The organism is Streptomyces sp. NPDC051738, assembly GCF_044453205.1.
Taxonomy (GTDB): Bacteria; Actinomycetota; Actinomycetes; order Streptomycetales; family Streptomycetaceae; genus Streptomyces.
On the sequence record NZ_JBITCM010000008.1, the window covers coordinates 19,761 to 34,962 of the forward strand.

At 70.8% G+C, this 15,202-nt stretch carries 13 protein-coding genes; 10 read left to right on the forward strand and 3 right to left on the reverse strand.

Annotation, left to right across the window (positions count from 1 at the left end; translation table 11 throughout):
• The first annotated feature begins 21 nt into the window (after nt 1–21).
• From ACIA8X_RS19885 to ACIA8X_RS19900, 4 genes are read left to right on the forward strand one after another with little or no spacing between them, the layout of a single operon-like run.
• Nucleotides 22–927, forward strand: a complete 906-nt coding sequence (locus ACIA8X_RS19885; protein ID WP_393451054.1) for an ABC transporter ATP-binding protein — start codon at nt 22–24, stop codon at nt 925–927.
• Nucleotides 924–1,658 (forward strand): ABC transporter permease, encoded by a 735-nt coding sequence (locus ACIA8X_RS19890; RefSeq protein ID WP_399458778.1) that lies wholly within the window; start codon nt 924–926, stop codon nt 1,656–1,658. The genes ACIA8X_RS19885 and ACIA8X_RS19890 overlap by 4 nt, the downstream gene beginning before the upstream one ends.
• A gap of 25 nt (nt 1,659–1,683) precedes the next feature.
• Entirely contained in the window at nt 1,684–2,937 is a 1,254-nt protein-coding gene (locus ACIA8X_RS19895; RefSeq protein ID WP_399458779.1) for a sensor histidine kinase, read from the forward strand.
• Nucleotides 2,930–3,574, forward strand: coding sequence for a response regulator (locus ACIA8X_RS19900; RefSeq protein ID WP_399458780.1), 645 nt, complete (start codon nt 2,930–2,932; stop codon nt 3,572–3,574). The genes ACIA8X_RS19895 and ACIA8X_RS19900 overlap by 8 nt, the downstream gene beginning before the upstream one ends.
• Nucleotides 3,575–3,587: 13 nt before the next feature.
• Here ACIA8X_RS19900 and ACIA8X_RS19905 read toward each other — a convergent pair whose 3' ends face one another.
• Together ACIA8X_RS19905 and glgX are read right to left on the reverse strand one after the other, a co-directional pair.
• Entirely contained in the window at nt 3,588–5,009 is a 1,422-nt protein-coding gene (locus tag ACIA8X_RS19905) for a sulfatase (RefSeq protein WP_399458781.1), read from the reverse strand.
• Between the two features lie 103 nt (nt 5,010–5,112).
• The gene (glgX, locus tag ACIA8X_RS19910; RefSeq protein WP_393451039.1) at nt 5,113–7,368 is read right to left on the reverse strand and encodes a glycogen debranching protein GlgX; all 2,256 of its coding nucleotides are present in this window, start codon (nt 7,366–7,368) and stop codon (nt 5,113–5,115) included.
• A gap of 158 nt (nt 7,369–7,526) precedes the next feature.
• On the opposite strand from glgX, the gene ACIA8X_RS19915 reads away from it, so the two are divergent.
• The 6 genes from ACIA8X_RS19915 (at nt 7,527) to ACIA8X_RS19940 (ending at nt 14,507) form a co-directional block, all read left to right on the forward strand.
• On the forward strand, nt 7,527–8,759 hold the full coding sequence (locus ACIA8X_RS19915; RefSeq protein WP_399458782.1) for an Ig-like domain-containing protein: 1,233 nt from the start codon (nt 7,527–7,529) through the stop codon (nt 8,757–8,759).
• 194 nt (nt 8,760–8,953) lie between these two features.
• Nucleotides 8,954–10,201, forward strand: coding sequence for an Ig-like domain-containing protein (locus ACIA8X_RS19920; protein WP_399458783.1), 1,248 nt, complete (start codon nt 8,954–8,956; stop codon nt 10,199–10,201).
• Nucleotides 10,202–10,360: 159 nt separating this feature from the next.
• Entirely contained in the window at nt 10,361–11,128 is a 768-nt protein-coding gene (locus tag ACIA8X_RS19925; RefSeq protein WP_393451030.1) for an enoyl-CoA hydratase/isomerase family protein, read from the forward strand.
• Between the two features lie 288 nt (nt 11,129–11,416).
• Nucleotides 11,417–11,920: an ATP-binding protein gene (locus tag ACIA8X_RS19930; protein WP_393451027.1), complete on the forward strand. Its 504-nt coding sequence runs from the start codon at nt 11,417–11,419 to the stop codon at nt 11,918–11,920.
• A gap of 625 nt (nt 11,921–12,545) precedes the next feature.
• On the forward strand, nt 12,546–13,733 hold the full coding sequence (locus ACIA8X_RS19935) for a YncE family protein (protein ID WP_399458784.1): 1,188 nt from the start codon (nt 12,546–12,548) through the stop codon (nt 13,731–13,733).
• Between the two features lie 90 nt (nt 13,734–13,823).
• Entirely contained in the window at nt 13,824–14,507 is a 684-nt protein-coding gene (locus ACIA8X_RS19940; RefSeq protein ID WP_393451021.1) for an ADP-ribosyltransferase, read from the forward strand.
• 49 nt (nt 14,508–14,556) lie between these two features.
• Here the strand turns inward: ACIA8X_RS19940 and ACIA8X_RS19945 are convergent, their stop codons facing one another.
• Nucleotides 14,557–15,192, reverse strand: coding sequence for a GNAT family N-acetyltransferase (locus tag ACIA8X_RS19945; protein WP_393451018.1), 636 nt, complete (start codon nt 15,190–15,192; stop codon nt 14,557–14,559).
• Between the last annotated feature and the right edge of the window lie 10 nt (nt 15,193–15,202).

Consider the following 15,202-nt stretch of genomic DNA (forward strand, 5'->3'; position numbering starts at 1 on the left):
CCCGGCCGCGACCCTGATGCCATGTCCGTCATAGAAGTCACCGACCTGAGCAAGTCCTACGGCGGCCGGACCGTCGTCGACGGCGTCTCCTTCACCGTCGCGGAGGGCGAGATCTTCGGCATCCTCGGCCCGAACGGCGCCGGCAAGACCACCACCGTCGAGTGCGTCGAGGGCCTGCGCGTCCCCGACGCGGGCCGCGTCCGCGTCACCGGCCTCGACCCCGTCGCCGACCACGCGCGCGTGGCCCGCGTCCTGGGCGCCCAACTCCAGGAGAGCGAACTCCAGGACAAGCTCACCGTCCGCGAGGCCCTGGAGCTGTACGCCGCCCTCTACGAGAAGCCCGCCGACTGGCGGCCCCTGGCCGAGCGGCTCGGCCTGACCGCCAAGCTGACCACCCGGTTCGGCAAGCTGTCCGGCGGCCAGAAGCAGCGCCTGTTCATCGCGCTCGCCCTGATCGGCAACCCCAGGATCGTGGTCCTGGACGAGCTGACCACCGGCCTGGACCCGCGCGCCCGCCGCGACACCTGGGAACTCGTGGAGGACGTCCGGGCGAACGGCGTCACCGTCCTGCTCGTCACGCACTTCATGGAGGAGGCGCAGCGCCTGTGCGACCGGATCGCGGTGATCGACAAGGGGCGGATGGCCGCCCTGGACACCCCGGCCGGGCTGATCCGCCGCTCGGCGGGCGGCACCGTCATCAGCTTCACCCCGTCCGCCCCGCTGGACGACCGTGACCTGAACGCGCTGCCCGCGCTCGCCTCCGTGGCGCACAAGGACGGCCGTATCACCCTCTCCGGCACCGACGAGACGGTCAACGCGGTCATCACCCTCCTCGCCCGCAGCCACGTCACCGCCCACCAGCTCCGCGTCAGCGACGCCACCCTCGACGACGCGTTCCTCGACCTGACCAAGGAGGAGGCGGCATGAACACCGCCGTACTGAGGACCGAGACCCGCCTGATCGGCCGCGAACCCGGCAGTCTCTTCTGGATCCTGCTGTTCCCGACCCTGCTGCTGGTGATCCTCGGCTCCATCCCGGCCTTCCACGAGCACGAGAGCGACCTCGGCGGGCTGCGGACGATCGACGTGTACGTCCCGGTGGCGGTGCTGCTCGGTCTGATCGTCAGCGGCCTCCAGGCGATGCCGCAGACCCTCACCGGCTACCGCGAACGCGGCATCCTGCGCCGGATGTCCACCACTCCGGTCCGCCCGTCCGCCCTGCTGACCGCCCAGATGGCGGTCTACGGTGCCGCCGCCCTGACGTCCGCGCTGCTCGCCCTCGTGGTGGGCCGGCTCGCCTTCGACGTACGGCTGCCCGAGCAGCCCTTCGGCTACCTGCTCGCCCTCCTCCTGACCGTCCTGGCCGCGCTCTCGCTCGGCGCGCTGATCTCCGCGCTGTCCCGGACGACGAAGATCGCCGGCGCCATCGGGTCCGCGGTGTTCTTCCCGGCGATGTTCTGCGCGGGTGTGTGGATGCCGGTGCAGACCATGCCCGACGTGCTGGCCGAGGCCGTCGGTTACACGCCCTTCGGGGCGGCCTCGGAGGCGCTGAACCAGGCCGCCGCCGGAGACTGGCCGGGCTGGGCCCACCTGGGCGTCGTCGCCGCCTGGGTCGTGCTGCTGACGGCCGGTGCCGCGCGCTGGTTCCGCTGGGAGTAGGCGGTCGGCCGTGCAGACTGGTGGCATGACCGCGGTGGACACCGACATCGAGCGGCGCTGGGCGCTGATCCGGAGCAAGGGTCCGTACGGACTGCTCGCGGTCGCCGCGCTGCTGGCGGTCGCCACCGCCGAACTGACGCCGAGCCCAGCGGAACGGATCGCGGTCGCGGCGCTGGTCGCCGCGGGGTTCGGACTCCAGCTGGGGTGGGGCCGGGTGAGCCGCGGCCGCCCGGGCCCGTCCGCCGTCGGCACGGTGTACTACGCCGTGCGCTGGGCGCTCGGGTTCGCGCTCACCTGGCTGAACCCGTTCTTCGCCTTCTACGCCGTCACCGGCTACTTCGACTCCGAGGAGCTGATGCCCGGCCGGTACCTGCGGTGGATCGGCCCGTTCGCCTGCTCGATCGCCGTCTCGGGTGCGCAGGCCGGCGGGCTGCCGTTCCACGAGCCGGTGCAGTGGGCGGTGTTCGCCGGGCTCCTGGTGATCAACAACGTGATGCTCACGGTGGTCGGCCACCTCACCTCGCAACAGGAGGAACGCTCCCGCGCCCGCGCCGAGACCATCGCCGAACTCGAACGCACCAACACCGCGCTCCAGCAGGCGCTCGACGAGAACGCCGCCCTGCATGCCCAACTCCTCGTCCAGGCAAGGGAAGCGGGCGTCGCCGACGAGCGCCGGCGGCTCGCCGCCGAGATCCACGACACCCTCGCCCAGGGCCTGACCGGCATCATCGCCCAGCTCCAGGTCGTCGCGAACGCCCCCGACCTGCCCACCGCCCGCATCCACCTCGACCGCGCCGCGTCCCTGGCCCGCCACAGCCTCGGCGAGGCCCGCCGCTCGGTGCACAACCTCGCCCCCGTGGCCCTGGAGCACGACGGGCTGCCCCAGGCCCTGAAGAGCACGGTCGCCGAATGGACCGAACGGACCGGCGTACGCGCCGAGTTCACGGTCACCGGCACCACCGAGCACCTCCACGACGAGGTCTCCGCGACGCTGCTGAGGATCGCCCAGGAGGCCCTCTCCAACGCCTCCCGCCACGCCCGCGCGACCCGCGTGGGCGTCACCCTCTCCTTCCTCGGCGACGAGGTGATCCTCGACATCCGCGACGACGGCAGCGGCTTCGACCTGCTCGCCGTCCCCGAGCGCAGCCGCACCGGCGGCTTCGGCCTCGCGGGCATGCGCGCCCGCGCCGAGCGCATCGCCGGCTGCCTCACCGTCGAGTCCGAGCCGGGACGCGGCACGGCCCTGTCGGCTCGCGTACCGTTGGTGCGCCATGGGTGACGAGGGGTCCATCTCACTGTTGATCGTCGACGACCATCCCGTCGTACGGGACGGTCTGCGCGGCATGTTCGAGTCCGCGCCCGGCTTCGCCGTGCTCGGCGAGGCGGCGAACGGCGAGGAGGCCCTGGAGCGGGCCGCCGCCCTCGACCCCGACGTGATCCTGATGGACCTGCGCATGCCGGGCGGCGGCGGGGTCGCGGCCATCGCCCACCTCACCCGCACCGGCGCCCGCGCCAAGGTCCTCGTGCTGACCACCTACGACACCGACTCCGACACCCTCCCCGCCATCGAGGCGGGAGCGACGGGCTACCTCCTCAAGGACGCCCCGCGCGACGAGCTGTTCACCGCGGTCCGGGCCGCCGCCGAGGGCCGTACGGTCCTCTCCCCGGCCGTCGCCTCCCGCCTGGTCTCCGCCGTCCGCACCCCGAAGGCCCCCGGCAACGAGCCCCTCTCCGCCCGCGAGCGAGAGGTCCTGGCCCTCGTCGCCAAGGGCACCTCCAACCGCGAGATCGCCCGCGAACTCTTCATCAGCGAGGCCACCGTGAAGACCCACCTCACCCACCTGTACGCCAAGCTGGGCGTCAACGACCGGGCTGCGGCGGTGGCCACGGCGTACGAGCGGGGGATCCTCGGTTAGCCCGTGTAGAGGGCTAGCCCGGGTAGGGCAGGAGACCGGAGGCGATCCGCTCCCAGGACGTCCTGAGCTCCGCGAGCAGCTCCGGCCGGTCGGGCGCAAGGTCCGCCTGCTCACGCTGGTCGGCGCCGAGGTCGTAGAGGTGGTCGGTGCCCTTCTCGTCCCGGTAGTACTTCCAGTCGCCGCGCCTGAGGGCCCGGTTGGCCCGCACCCGCCAGAACAGGTCCCGCTCCGGCAGCTCCTCGCCGCGCAGCAGGTAGTCCGCGAGGCTGGTGCCGTCCAGCGGATACGCCGGGTCGGGCCGCGCACCGCCCAGTTCCAGCAGCGTCGCCGTCCAGTCGGGGGAGAAGACCGGCTCGTCGCTGACCTGCCGGCCGTCGATGCGGGCGGGCCAGCGCAGGGTCGACGGCACCCGGATGCCGCCCTCCAGCAGCACGAACTTCTCGCCACTGAGCGGCCAGTTGTAGGAGTAGCGCTCCCCGCCGTTGTCGCTGGCGAACAGCACGACGGTGTTCCGCTCCTGCCCCGACCGGCGCAGGGCGTCCAGCACCTCGCCGACGGCCGCGTCCAGACTCTCCACCATCTGCGCGTACTTCTCGACCGAGCCGCCGTCGTAGTGGTTGAGCGCCCGGCTCACCTCGGCCTGGGACTTGGCGGCCCGGATCTTCGCCTCGATCTCGGCGCCGGTCTCCTCGTCGCCCTCCGCGAGCCAGGGCCAGTGCGGGGTGGTGAAGTTGAGGTTGAGCAGCCAGGGCGCGTCGTGGTCCCGGCTCACGTACTCGACGGCCCGCTCGGTCAGCACGGTCGTGTAGTACCGCAGGTCCTTGTACTCGGCGTCGCCCTCGTAGAGGTCGTAGGTGCCGAGCTGGCCGAGCTTGGAGTAGTACTCCAGGACGCCGCCGAAGTTGCCGAAGAACTCGTCCCAGCCCGACTTGGTGGGGCTGTGGTCGGGCAGCCAGCCGCAGTGCCACTTGCCGATGAGCGCGGTGGCGTAGCCCGCCTTCTTCAGCAGCGAGGCGAGTGTGGGGTGGTTCGGGTCCAGCCCCTGCGCCTTGTTGGCGATGGGCTCGGCGAGGCCGCCCGGGGTACGGCCCGGATAGCGCCCGGTGTACAGGCTGAACCGGGTCGGCGAGCAGGTCGCCGAGCCGGAGTACGCGTTCGTGAACCGCACCCCCTGCCGGGCCAGCCGGTCCAGGTTCGGGGTCCTGATGTGCGGGGCGCCGTACGAGGACAGGTCGGCCCAGCCGAGGTCGTCGCCGAGGATGACGAGGAAATTGGGGCGCTTGCCGGACGCGGCGGGGCGGGCCCTGAAGGGGCGCTCGGCGGGGGCGGCTTCCACGGCGACGGCGGCTTCGGCGGCGGTGGCCGTACCGGCGACGGCGGTCACGGCGCCACCGCCGACGAGACCACCGAAGGCACGGCGGGATATCTCAGGCATGCGCGTCAGTCGATCAGCGGGCCGGGCCCTGTGACCAGGCATCCGGCACGGAGTTCACGGGACTGCAACGCCCCCTCAGTAAACCGCCCTCAGTGAACCGCCCTCAGTCGAGCACCCGCAGCAGCAACACCGCCCGCGCCGGCACCGTGATCGCCGCCCCCGCCCGGTGCTCCACCCCCGGCGCCTGACCCTGCTCCTCCCGCGAGGTGTCGACGACCACCTCGTACCGCTCCGCCCACGGCGGCCCCGGCAGCACGAAGCTCACCGGCCGGTCCCCGGCGTGCAGCACGGCCAGGAAGCTGTCGTCGAGTATCGGTGCCCCGCGTTCGTCCCGGCCCGGGATGTCCCGCCCGGACAGGTACATGCCCAGCGTGGCGGCGGGCGCGTACCAGTCCCGTTCCGTCATCTCCGTGCCCCGCGCGGTGAACCAGGCCAGGTCCCGCAGCCCGTCCGCCGAGTGCGCCCGCCCCGAGAAGAACGCCCGCCGGCGCAGCACGGGATGCCGGTGCCGCAGCTCGATCAGCCGGGACGTCAGGTCGAACAGCGCCTTCCAGCCCGGCTCCTCCAGCAGCCCCCAGTCCAGCCAGCTGATCTCGTTGTCCTGGCAGTAGGCGTTGTTGTTTCCCCGCTGCGTCCGCCCCAGCTCGTCGCCCGCGACCAGCATCGGCACACCCGTCGACAGCAACAGCGTCGTCAGCAGGTTCCGCAACTGCCGCCGCCGAAGCGCCCGTACGCGCTCGTCGTCCGTCTCGCCCTCGGCGCCGCAGTTCCAGGCCCGGTTGTCGCCGGAGCCGTCCCGGTTGCCCTCGCCGTTCGCCTCGTTGTGCTTGCGCTCGTAGGACACCAGGTCCCGCAGCGTGAAACCGTCGTGCGCGGTCACGAAGTTCACCGACGCGTACGGCCGCCGCCCGCCCCACGCGTACAGGTCGCTGGACCCCGACAGCCGGTACCCCAGGTCCCGTACGTCCGGCAGCGCGCCCCGCCAGAAGTCCCGTACGGCATTGCGGTACCGGTCGTTCCACTCCGTCCACAGCGGCGGAAAGGCGCCCACCTGATACCCGCCCGACCCCACGTCCCACGGCTCGGCGATCAGCTTCACCCGCCGCAGCACCGGATCCTGCGCGATGACGGCGAGGAACGGCGAGAGCATGTCGACGTCATGCATGGAGCGGGCCAGCGCCGCCGCCAGGTCGAAGCGGAAGCCGTCCACCCCCATCTCCGTCACCCAGTACCGCAGCGAGTCGGTGATGAGCCGCAGCACGTGCGGCTGGACGACGTGCAGGGTGTTCCCACAGCCCGTGTAGTCGGCGTACCGCCGCGCGTCCGACTGCAACCGGTAGTACCCCCGGTTGTCGATGCCCTTCAGCGACAGCGTCGGGCCCAGCTCGCCCGCCTCCGCCGTGTGGTTGTAGACGACGTCGAGGATGACCTCGATCCCGGCCGCGTGCAGCGCGTGCACCATCCGCTTGAACTCGCCGACCTGCTGACCGGTCGTACCGGAGGCGGCGTACGCGGCGTGCGGGGCGAAGTAGCCGATGGAGTTGTAGCCCCAGTAGTTGCGCAGGCCCTTGCGCAGCAGATGGTCCTCGTGCGCGAACTGGTGGACGGGGAGCAGCTCGACGGCGGTCACGCCCAGCTTGACCAGATGCTCGATCGCCGCCGGATGCGCGAGACCGGCGTACGTCCCCCGCAGCTCCTCCGGAATCCCGGGGTGCAACTTCGTGAACCCCCGTACATGCACCTCGTAGATCACCGAATCGGCCCACGGCGTCTTCGGCCGCCGGTCGTCCATCCACTCGTCCTCGGGGACGTCGTCGTGGACGACCACACCCTTCGGGACGTACGGCGCCGAGTCCCGGTCGTCGCGGACGGTGTCGGCGACATGCTGCTGGGGCCAGTCGCGGACGTGCCCGTACACCTCGGGCGGCAGGCTGAAGTCGCCGTCCACCGCGCGCGCGTACGGGTCGAGCAGCAGCTTCGCCGGGTTCCAGCGGCCGCCGGTCCACGGGTCCCAGCGGCCGTGCACCCGATAGCCGTAGCGCTGACCCGGCATGACCCCCGGCACGAACCCGTGCCAGATCTCGTGCGTCAGTTCGGTGAGCTTGGCCCGCGTCTCCTTCCCCTGCTCATCGAAGAGACACAGCTCGACGGCTTCCGCGCCCCCCGCCCACAGCGCGAAGTTGGTGCCCGCCACCCCGTCCGGGCCGACCCGGAAACGGGCGCCGAGCGGCACGGGCGAGCCCGGCCACACGGGCACCGCGGGGGCCTTGCGCCGCGCGCCGTTCACGACGGCGGCCGGGCGCCCCTCCTCAGCGGCGACCGCGGCGGCCACCGCCTCCTGCTCGGCTGCGCTCGACACCTACGGCCTCCCACGGCTCAGGGACCACACGATGTGGAAGGAGAGCACACGGTCGTCCCTGGCCGCGGCTCCCCGTCGCATAGTCCTCCCACATGTTCTGCCCACCGCATGGCTCGCACTCACGTTTCCCCAGGACCCCCACGGTCGTTGGGGTCTCCGTGAGGCACGTACAAGGGCGCGCACGGCGCGCAGGGGCCGTGTTGGCCGCCGTACTGACATGGGCCGGCCTGCTGGCCGGGGCGGCCGGCTGTACTTCGGACGGCGACCGGATGGACGGCAAACCGCCCGCCCCCGAGGACGTCATCCGGGTCCAGCCGGTGGACCGCACCAAGGGCGTACGCCCCGACGACAAGCTGGTCGTCCGCGTGCCCAGCGGGCAGCTGGAGTCGGTGAAGGTCGTCAAGTCCCAGGACGCGCAGGAGACCCCGGTGCCTGGGCGCATCGCCGAGGACGGCCGGCGCTGGGAGCCCGACGATCCCGGGCTCGCGCTGGCCGCCCGGTACACGATCGACGCGGTGGCCGTCGACGACCACGGGCGCCGCAGCGCACGGCACACGACCTTCACCACGTACGTCCCCGACGAACGGTTCATCGGCTACGTCACCCCGGAGAACCGCTCCACCGTCGGCACCGGAATGATCGTCTCCCTGGAGTTCAACCGGGAGATCGAGCACCGAGCCGCCGTCGAACGCGCCATCCAGGTCACCGCCGAGCCGGCCGTGGAGATCAGCCCGCACTGGTTCGGCGGAACCCGCCTCGACTTCCGCCCCCAGCACCACTGGAAACCCGGCACCCAGGTCACCGTCGCGCTGCGTCTGCGCGACGTGGAGGGAGCACCCGGGGTGTACGGGCTCCAGCACAAGACGTTCTCGTTCACCGTGGGCCGCCACCAGGTCTCCGTCGTCGACGCGGCCAAACACACCATGGAGGTTCGGCGCGACGGCGAACTGCTCGCGACCGTGCCGATCACGGCGGGCGCCCCGAAGATGACCACCTACAACGGCAAGATGGTCGTCACCGAGATGCTCGAACTCACCCGGATGAACGGCGCCACGGTCGGCTTCAAGAAGAAGAACGGCAAGGGCGAGTACGACATCCCGGACGTCCCGCACGCCATGCGCCTCACCGCCTCCGGCACCTTCCTGCACGGCAACTACTGGGCGGACACCACCACCTTCGGACGGACCAATGTCAGCCACGGGTGCGTGGGGCTCAGGGACGTGAAGGGCGGCAGCTCCGAGACGCCCGCGGGCTGGTTCTTCGACCGCAGCCTGATCGGGGACGTCGTCGAGGTCGTCCGCAGCAACGACAAAAAGGTCGCTCCCGACAATGGCCTCGGAGGGTGGAATATGGGCTGGAAGGAGTGGAAGGCAGGGAGTGCGGTGAAGTAACAGGACAGGAGGGTGAGTTGCTCGACCAACCGGCTATCAGTCGATGTTGGAACGGAACGGTGACAAACGCGCGGCGTCTACGCCCGTGACCTTGTGGTTAATATGCGCCGATGCGCGCGGCAGACCCGCAGACGCGCAGGGGAGCGGGCGGACCAGGCCCGCGAGGGCCTTGGGCCCGGGGAGGGGAGAAGGACTTGAACGTGCGGCCGATATCGGGGGCGTCGGTTGACGCGCGCGGGGGGCGTGGCCCCAGGCGCAAGGGGATGGCGGCACTGGCAGGTGTGCTGCTGCTCGCCGTCACCGCGTGCGGTGGGGGCGGTGGATCGCAATCGGGGGCCGGGGACGGGAAGGGCAAGGACTCCAGCACCGCGGAGGCCGAGAAGTCCCGGGCCGTCGTGACCATAGCGCCGGGCGACGGGGCGAAGTCCGTCGAGACCAGCGGCGCGTTGAAGGTCACCGCGGCCAAGGGCAAGCTGACGGACGTCGAGGTCAAGGACGCCAAGGGCGGGGCGATAGCCGGGAAGATATCCGGCGACGGCGCCACGTGGACCCCGTCCACGCACCTCGCCGCCGCCACGAAGTACACGGTGCACGCGGTCGCCAAGGACACCGAGGGGCTGGAGGCGACCAAGGAGGCCGACTTCACCACCCTGACCCCCAAGAACACCTTCCTCGGCAACTTCACCCCCGAGGACGGCTCCAAGGTCGGCGTCGGAATGCCGTTCTCGCTGCGCTTCACCCGGGGCATCACCAACCCCGAGGACGTCGAGAAGGCGATCAGCATCAAGACCGAGCCGGCCGTCGAGGTCGCGGGCCACTGGTTCGGCAACGACCGCCTCGACTTCCGGCCCCGGAAGTACTGGAAGGAAGGCACCAAGGTCACCGTCGACCTCAACCTCGACGGCGTCGAGGGCCGCCCCGGCGTCTACGGCGAGCAGACCAAGACCGTCTCCTTCACCATCGGCCGCAACCAGGTCTCCGTCGTCGACGTGAAGACCAAGAAGATGAAGGTCACGCAGGACGGCAAGGTCGTCAAGACCATCCCCGTCACGACCGGCGCACCCGGGTACGAGACCTGGAACGGCCAGATGGTCATGACCGAGAAGTTCGTCCAGACCCGTATGAACGGCGACACGGTCGGCTACGAGGGCGAGTACGACATCAAGGACGTCCCGCACGCCATCCGCCTGACCGACTCCGGCACCTTCATCCACGGCAACTACTGGGCCGGCGGCGCCTTCGGCAACACCAACGTCAGCCACGGCTGCGTCGGCCTGCGCGACGTCAAGGGCGCGTACGACGGCGGCACACCGGCCGCGTGGTTCTACAACCACTCGATGATCGGCGACGTGGTGGTCGTGAAGAACTCCAACGACGCGACCGTGGCTCCGGGCAACGGGCTGAACGGCTGGAACATGTCGTGGGAGAAGTGGAAGGCGTAGGTCCTTCGGACGGTGGCGGCCCTGGTGTGATTGACGGCACCGGGGCCGCCGCCGTTAGTCCCCGTGCTGTGCCCGCCTGGGGGGCAACCCCCAGACCCCCGGCCGGATGTGACTCACGGCACCCGGACCGCAGCCGTTAGTCCCCGTTAACCTGCTCGCATGACCGTGAATCTCGAAGTCGCCGAAGGTGTCGGTACCCTGCGCCTCGACCGTCCGCCCATGAACGCGCTGGACGTCGCCACGCAGGACAGGCTCAAGGAACTCGCCGAGGAGGCGGGCCGGCGTGACGACGTACGGGCCGTGGTGATCTACGGCGGGGAGAAGGTGTTCGCGGCCGGCGCGGACATCAAGGAGATGCAGGCCATGGACCACGCGGCGATGGTCCTGCGCGCGCGGGCCCTGCAGGAGTCGTTCACGGCGGTGGCCCGGATCCCGAAGCCGGTGGTGGCGGCGGTGACGGGCTACGCGCTCGGCGGTGGCTGCGAGTTGGCCCTGTGCGCGGACTACCGGATCGCCGCGGACAACGCCAAGCTGGGCCAGCCGGAGATCCTGCTCGGCCTGATCCCGGGCGCGGGCGGCACCCAGCGGCTGTCCCGCCTGATCGGCCCGTCGAAGGCGAAGGACCTCATCTTCACCGGCCGTATGGTGAAGGCGGACGAGGCACGGGAGTTGGGCCTGGTGGACCGCGTCGTGGCGGCGGACCAGGTCTACACCGAGGCGCACGCGTGGGCGGCGAAGCTGGCGCAGGGCCCGGCGATCGCGCTGCGGGCGGCGAAGGAATCGATCGACACGGGCCTGGAGACGGACATCGAGACGGGCCTCGCGGTGGAACGGGGCTGGTTCGCGGGCCTGTTCGCGACGGAGGACCGGGAGCGGGGGATGCGGAGCTTCGTGGAGGAGGGCCCGGGCAAGGCGAAGTTCCTGTAGGCATCCCGGTCTGAAACTCGGCCGAATCACTTGCAATTGACGGGATGTCTGATTCGGGGTCCCTCGATGGGGCGGTTTATGGCAGCCTTAAGGCAACCTTAAGCCTGTCTTGTCGAGGGAGCCCGTCGATTGCCTCCAGGAGACCCGTCATCGCAGGTCGGACGGGCTGTAGGCGCCCCCGAACTGCCACCGTCATATGCCGATGGGGCCGTGCGGAATGATGAGTTCCGGGGGGTGTATTCCGCGGGAACGGCCCCGGAGGGCGCTGTCGGCGGCCATGATGGGGGCATGGCGGGGCTGGAGGGTATCGAACAGCCGCGGGGACACGGCCGTGCGACTGCGGCGCGCTGGTCGCCGGGGGTCGAGGACGAAGCTGCCTCGAAGGCGCTCGAACTGTTCGGCAATCCCACGGAGGCGGAGGTTCCGCTCCCGTCCCGCCCCGAGTCCGCGGCCACGGCGCGACGGCTGGCGCAGGTGGTGGTCCTACGCCAGTGGGGCCTGACCCCGAAAATGACGGAGGACGCGGTCCTGCTCGTCTCGGAACTGGTCGGCAACGCCGTCCGCCACACCGGCGCCCGCGTCTTCGGCCTCCGCATGCGCCGCCGCCGAGGCTGGATCCGCATCGAGGTCCGCGACCCCTCGCGCGGCCTGCCGTGTCTGATGCCGGTCCAGGAGATGGACGTCAGCGGCCGGGGCCTGTTCCTGGTGGACAAACTCGCCGACCGCTGGGGCGTGGACCTGCTGCCGCGCGGCAAGACGACGTGGTTCGAAATGAGGGTGGCCGACCGCTGAGACGGCCACCTTTCGACGCCGTTCCCGGTATTTCGGCCGGCCCGGCGTGTGAGGGCGGGGTCCGCTCGTCCCGAGCCTGCGCCCGCCCGCAGGGGGCGTCTTCGTTGAGTGACGGCAACCTCTGCGCGCCGGCCTAGGCATTTGAGCCCGTCCGGTGGGTGACGTCGAGTTCGCGCCGTCCCGGTCCCCTACCTCCCCGCTGGGGCTGGCTGTGTCGAGTGACGGCAACTTCTCGGCACCAGCCACGGCGTTCCGCCTGCCTGGCGTGTGAGGTCGAGCTCCCGCCGCCCCGAGCCCCACCCACCCGCAGGGTCCGTCTCATCGAGCGACGGCCCCGTCTCGGCGCCGGCCCAGGCAATATCAGCCCGTCCGGCGTTTGAGGGCGAGGCCCTTTCGGGGCCGATGCGGGGGTCTGGGGGCGGCAGCCCCCAGGGACGGGACGGGTAGGGGCGGCGGGGGCGAAAACCGCTGGTGGACGACGACCCGGAAGAACGGCCCATCGGGTGAATCATGCGTTTTTCGACGCATTCCTCATTAAATAGTCCAGTGACCTAGATCGACCTGGACCGACTTGGACCGACTCCCACCCGGACCCAACCGCCCCCGCCGCAAGGAAGAACCGCCGATGAACTTCATTCACCGCACCCTCCTCGCCGGCCTCGGCCTCCTCACCCTCGCCGCCTGCGGCACAGAACCCACCAAGGACAGAACCCCCACCGCCACCGAATCACCCGGCACCCAGGCCGCCATCCCCGCCCCACAGAAGAAGACAAAGCCCATCGACGGCCTCCCCGGCATGCCCCCCGTCCTCGACCCGAAGGACATCTACGCCGCCAACCGCCCGAACAAGCTCTCCCCGGTCGTCAAGGACTTCCCGTCCCGCGTGTACGTCCCCAACAGCGAGTCGGACACCGTCTCCGTCATCGACCCGAAGACGTACGAGATCATCGAGACCATCCGCGTCGGCCGCCAGCCCCAGCACGTCGTCCCGTCCTGGGACATGAAGACCCTCTGGGTCAACAACAACCGCGGCCACACCCTCACCCCCATCGACCCCAAGACCGGCAAGGCGGGCAAGGCGGTCGAGGTCCACGACCCCTACAACCTCTACTTCACCCCCAACGGCAAGCACGCCGTCGTCATGGCCTCCCTCGACCGCGAACTCGTCTTCCGCGACCCCCACACCATGAAGCGGATCAAGACCGAGCCGGTCACCTGCTACGGCGTCAACCACGCCGACTTCTCCCTCGACGGCCGGTACTTCATCGTCTCCTGCGAGTTCAGCGGCGAACTGCTCAAGGTCGACACCCAGAAGATGAAGGTCGTCGGCCGGCAGAAGCTCCCCTTCGACGGCGCGATGCCCCAGGACGTGAAGATCTCCCCGGACGGCAAGAGGTTCTACATCGCCGACATGATCGCCGACGGCATGTGGGTCCTGGACGGCGACAAGTTCACCGAGCCCACCCTCCTGCGCACCGGCAAGGGCTGCCACGGCCTCTACGTCAGCCGCGACTCACGCGAGATGTACGTCTCCAACCGCGGCGAAGGCAGCGTCTCCGTCTTCGACTTCAAGAAGAACAAGCTCACCAAGAAGTGGCGCCTCCCGGACGGCGGCAGCCCCGACATGGGCGGCATCTCCGCCGACGGCAAGGTCCTCTGGCTCTCCGGCCGCTACGACGCCGAGGTGTACGCCATCGACACCCGCACCGGCAAGCAGCTCGCCCGCATCCCGGTCGGCAGCGGCCCGCACGGCCTTGCCGTCTACCCGCAGCCCGGCCGCTACTCCCTGGGCCACACCGGCATCTTCCGCTAGCCGCCCGACAGTTGACCGGCGGTCAGCGGACACGCCGCCGTACGAGTGACGCTCCACGCCCCACCGCTGCGGGCCCGGGATGGTACTCCCATGATCACAACTCGCCTGCGGCGGCGGGCCGCTGCCGCCGTCCTGTCCCTCTCGGCCGTCCTCGCGACGACGGCCGCCACGGCTCCCGAGACCACCCGCACCTCGGTCGCCGAACTCCCCGCCTCGGCAGCCGCGACCGTGGCCAAGGCGGCCGCCCCCGTCCTCGCACCGGCCGCGGCCCCCGCTCTCGCCCCGGCCGCCTGCCCCGTCCAGTACGACGACAAGGTCAAGGCCGCCGTCGACCGCCGCGTCGACGTCGACCGCATCACCCCCGCCCCGGCCTGGCGCACCACCTGCGGCACCCTCTACCGGGCCGACGGGCGCGGCCCGGAGATCGTCTTCCAGGAGGGCTTCAAGCCCAAGGACGCGGTGAACGGCCAGTACGACCTGGAGCAGTACGTCCTCGTCAACCAGCCCTCCCCGTACGTGTCCACGACGTACGACCACGACCTGTACAAGAACTGGTGGAAGTCGGGCTGGAACTACTACATCGACGCCCCCGGCGGCATCGACGTCAACCAGACCATCGGCGACACCCACAAGTGGGCCGACCAGGTCGAGGTCGCCTTCCCCGGCGGTATCGACCGGAAGTACATCGTCGGCGTCTGCCCGGTGAACAAGACGACCAAGGTCGAGATCATGAGCGGCTGCCAGAGCAACCCGCACTTCGAGGCCTGGCATTGAGTGAGGGCCTGGCACTGAGCGCCCGGCGCTGAATGCCCGGCACTGACGCCTACCGGGCGTGCAGCAGCAGCTCCGCGCCCACCTGCCGGTAACCGGCCGCCTGGAACGCCCGCACGCTGCGGGCGTTCCCCGGCGCGACCTGCGCCCACAGGGGCTCCGTGACCAGATGCCGCGCGGCGGTCACCAGCAGCCGCCCCAGCCCCCGCTGCCGTACGTTCTCGTCCACCTCGACCGAGACCTCCAGCCGCCCGGCGATCCCGCGCCCCATCACCAGCACCCCACCCTCCGCCACCCACGCGCGCACGTCGTCGCGCCGCCCGCGGGCGTAGACGATCCGGGGATGTCCGGCGTCCTCGACCTCCTTCAGCGCGAGCGGCGGCTCACCCGGCAGCGGGGCGCCGACCAGCATCGCGTCGACGGTCTCGGTCCACCGTCCCGTCCGCTCCGCGAAGGCCGCCAGGAACCGCGGGTTCATCGTCGCGGTGAGCGCGTCGCAGTCGACGTCGCGCAGGGTGTCGTGGACCCAGTCGGGGTCCTCGTCCGTGAAGACGACGGAGTGCGCGGTGAAGGAGAGGACGCCCGCGTGCCGGGGAGAGGGCTGCGGCACGACGGTCGTACGGCCGTCGGCGGGCGGAAAGACCCCCCGCGCCGCCGCGCCCAGGATCTCCCGCAAGCTCTCCGCCACCGCCGCCACC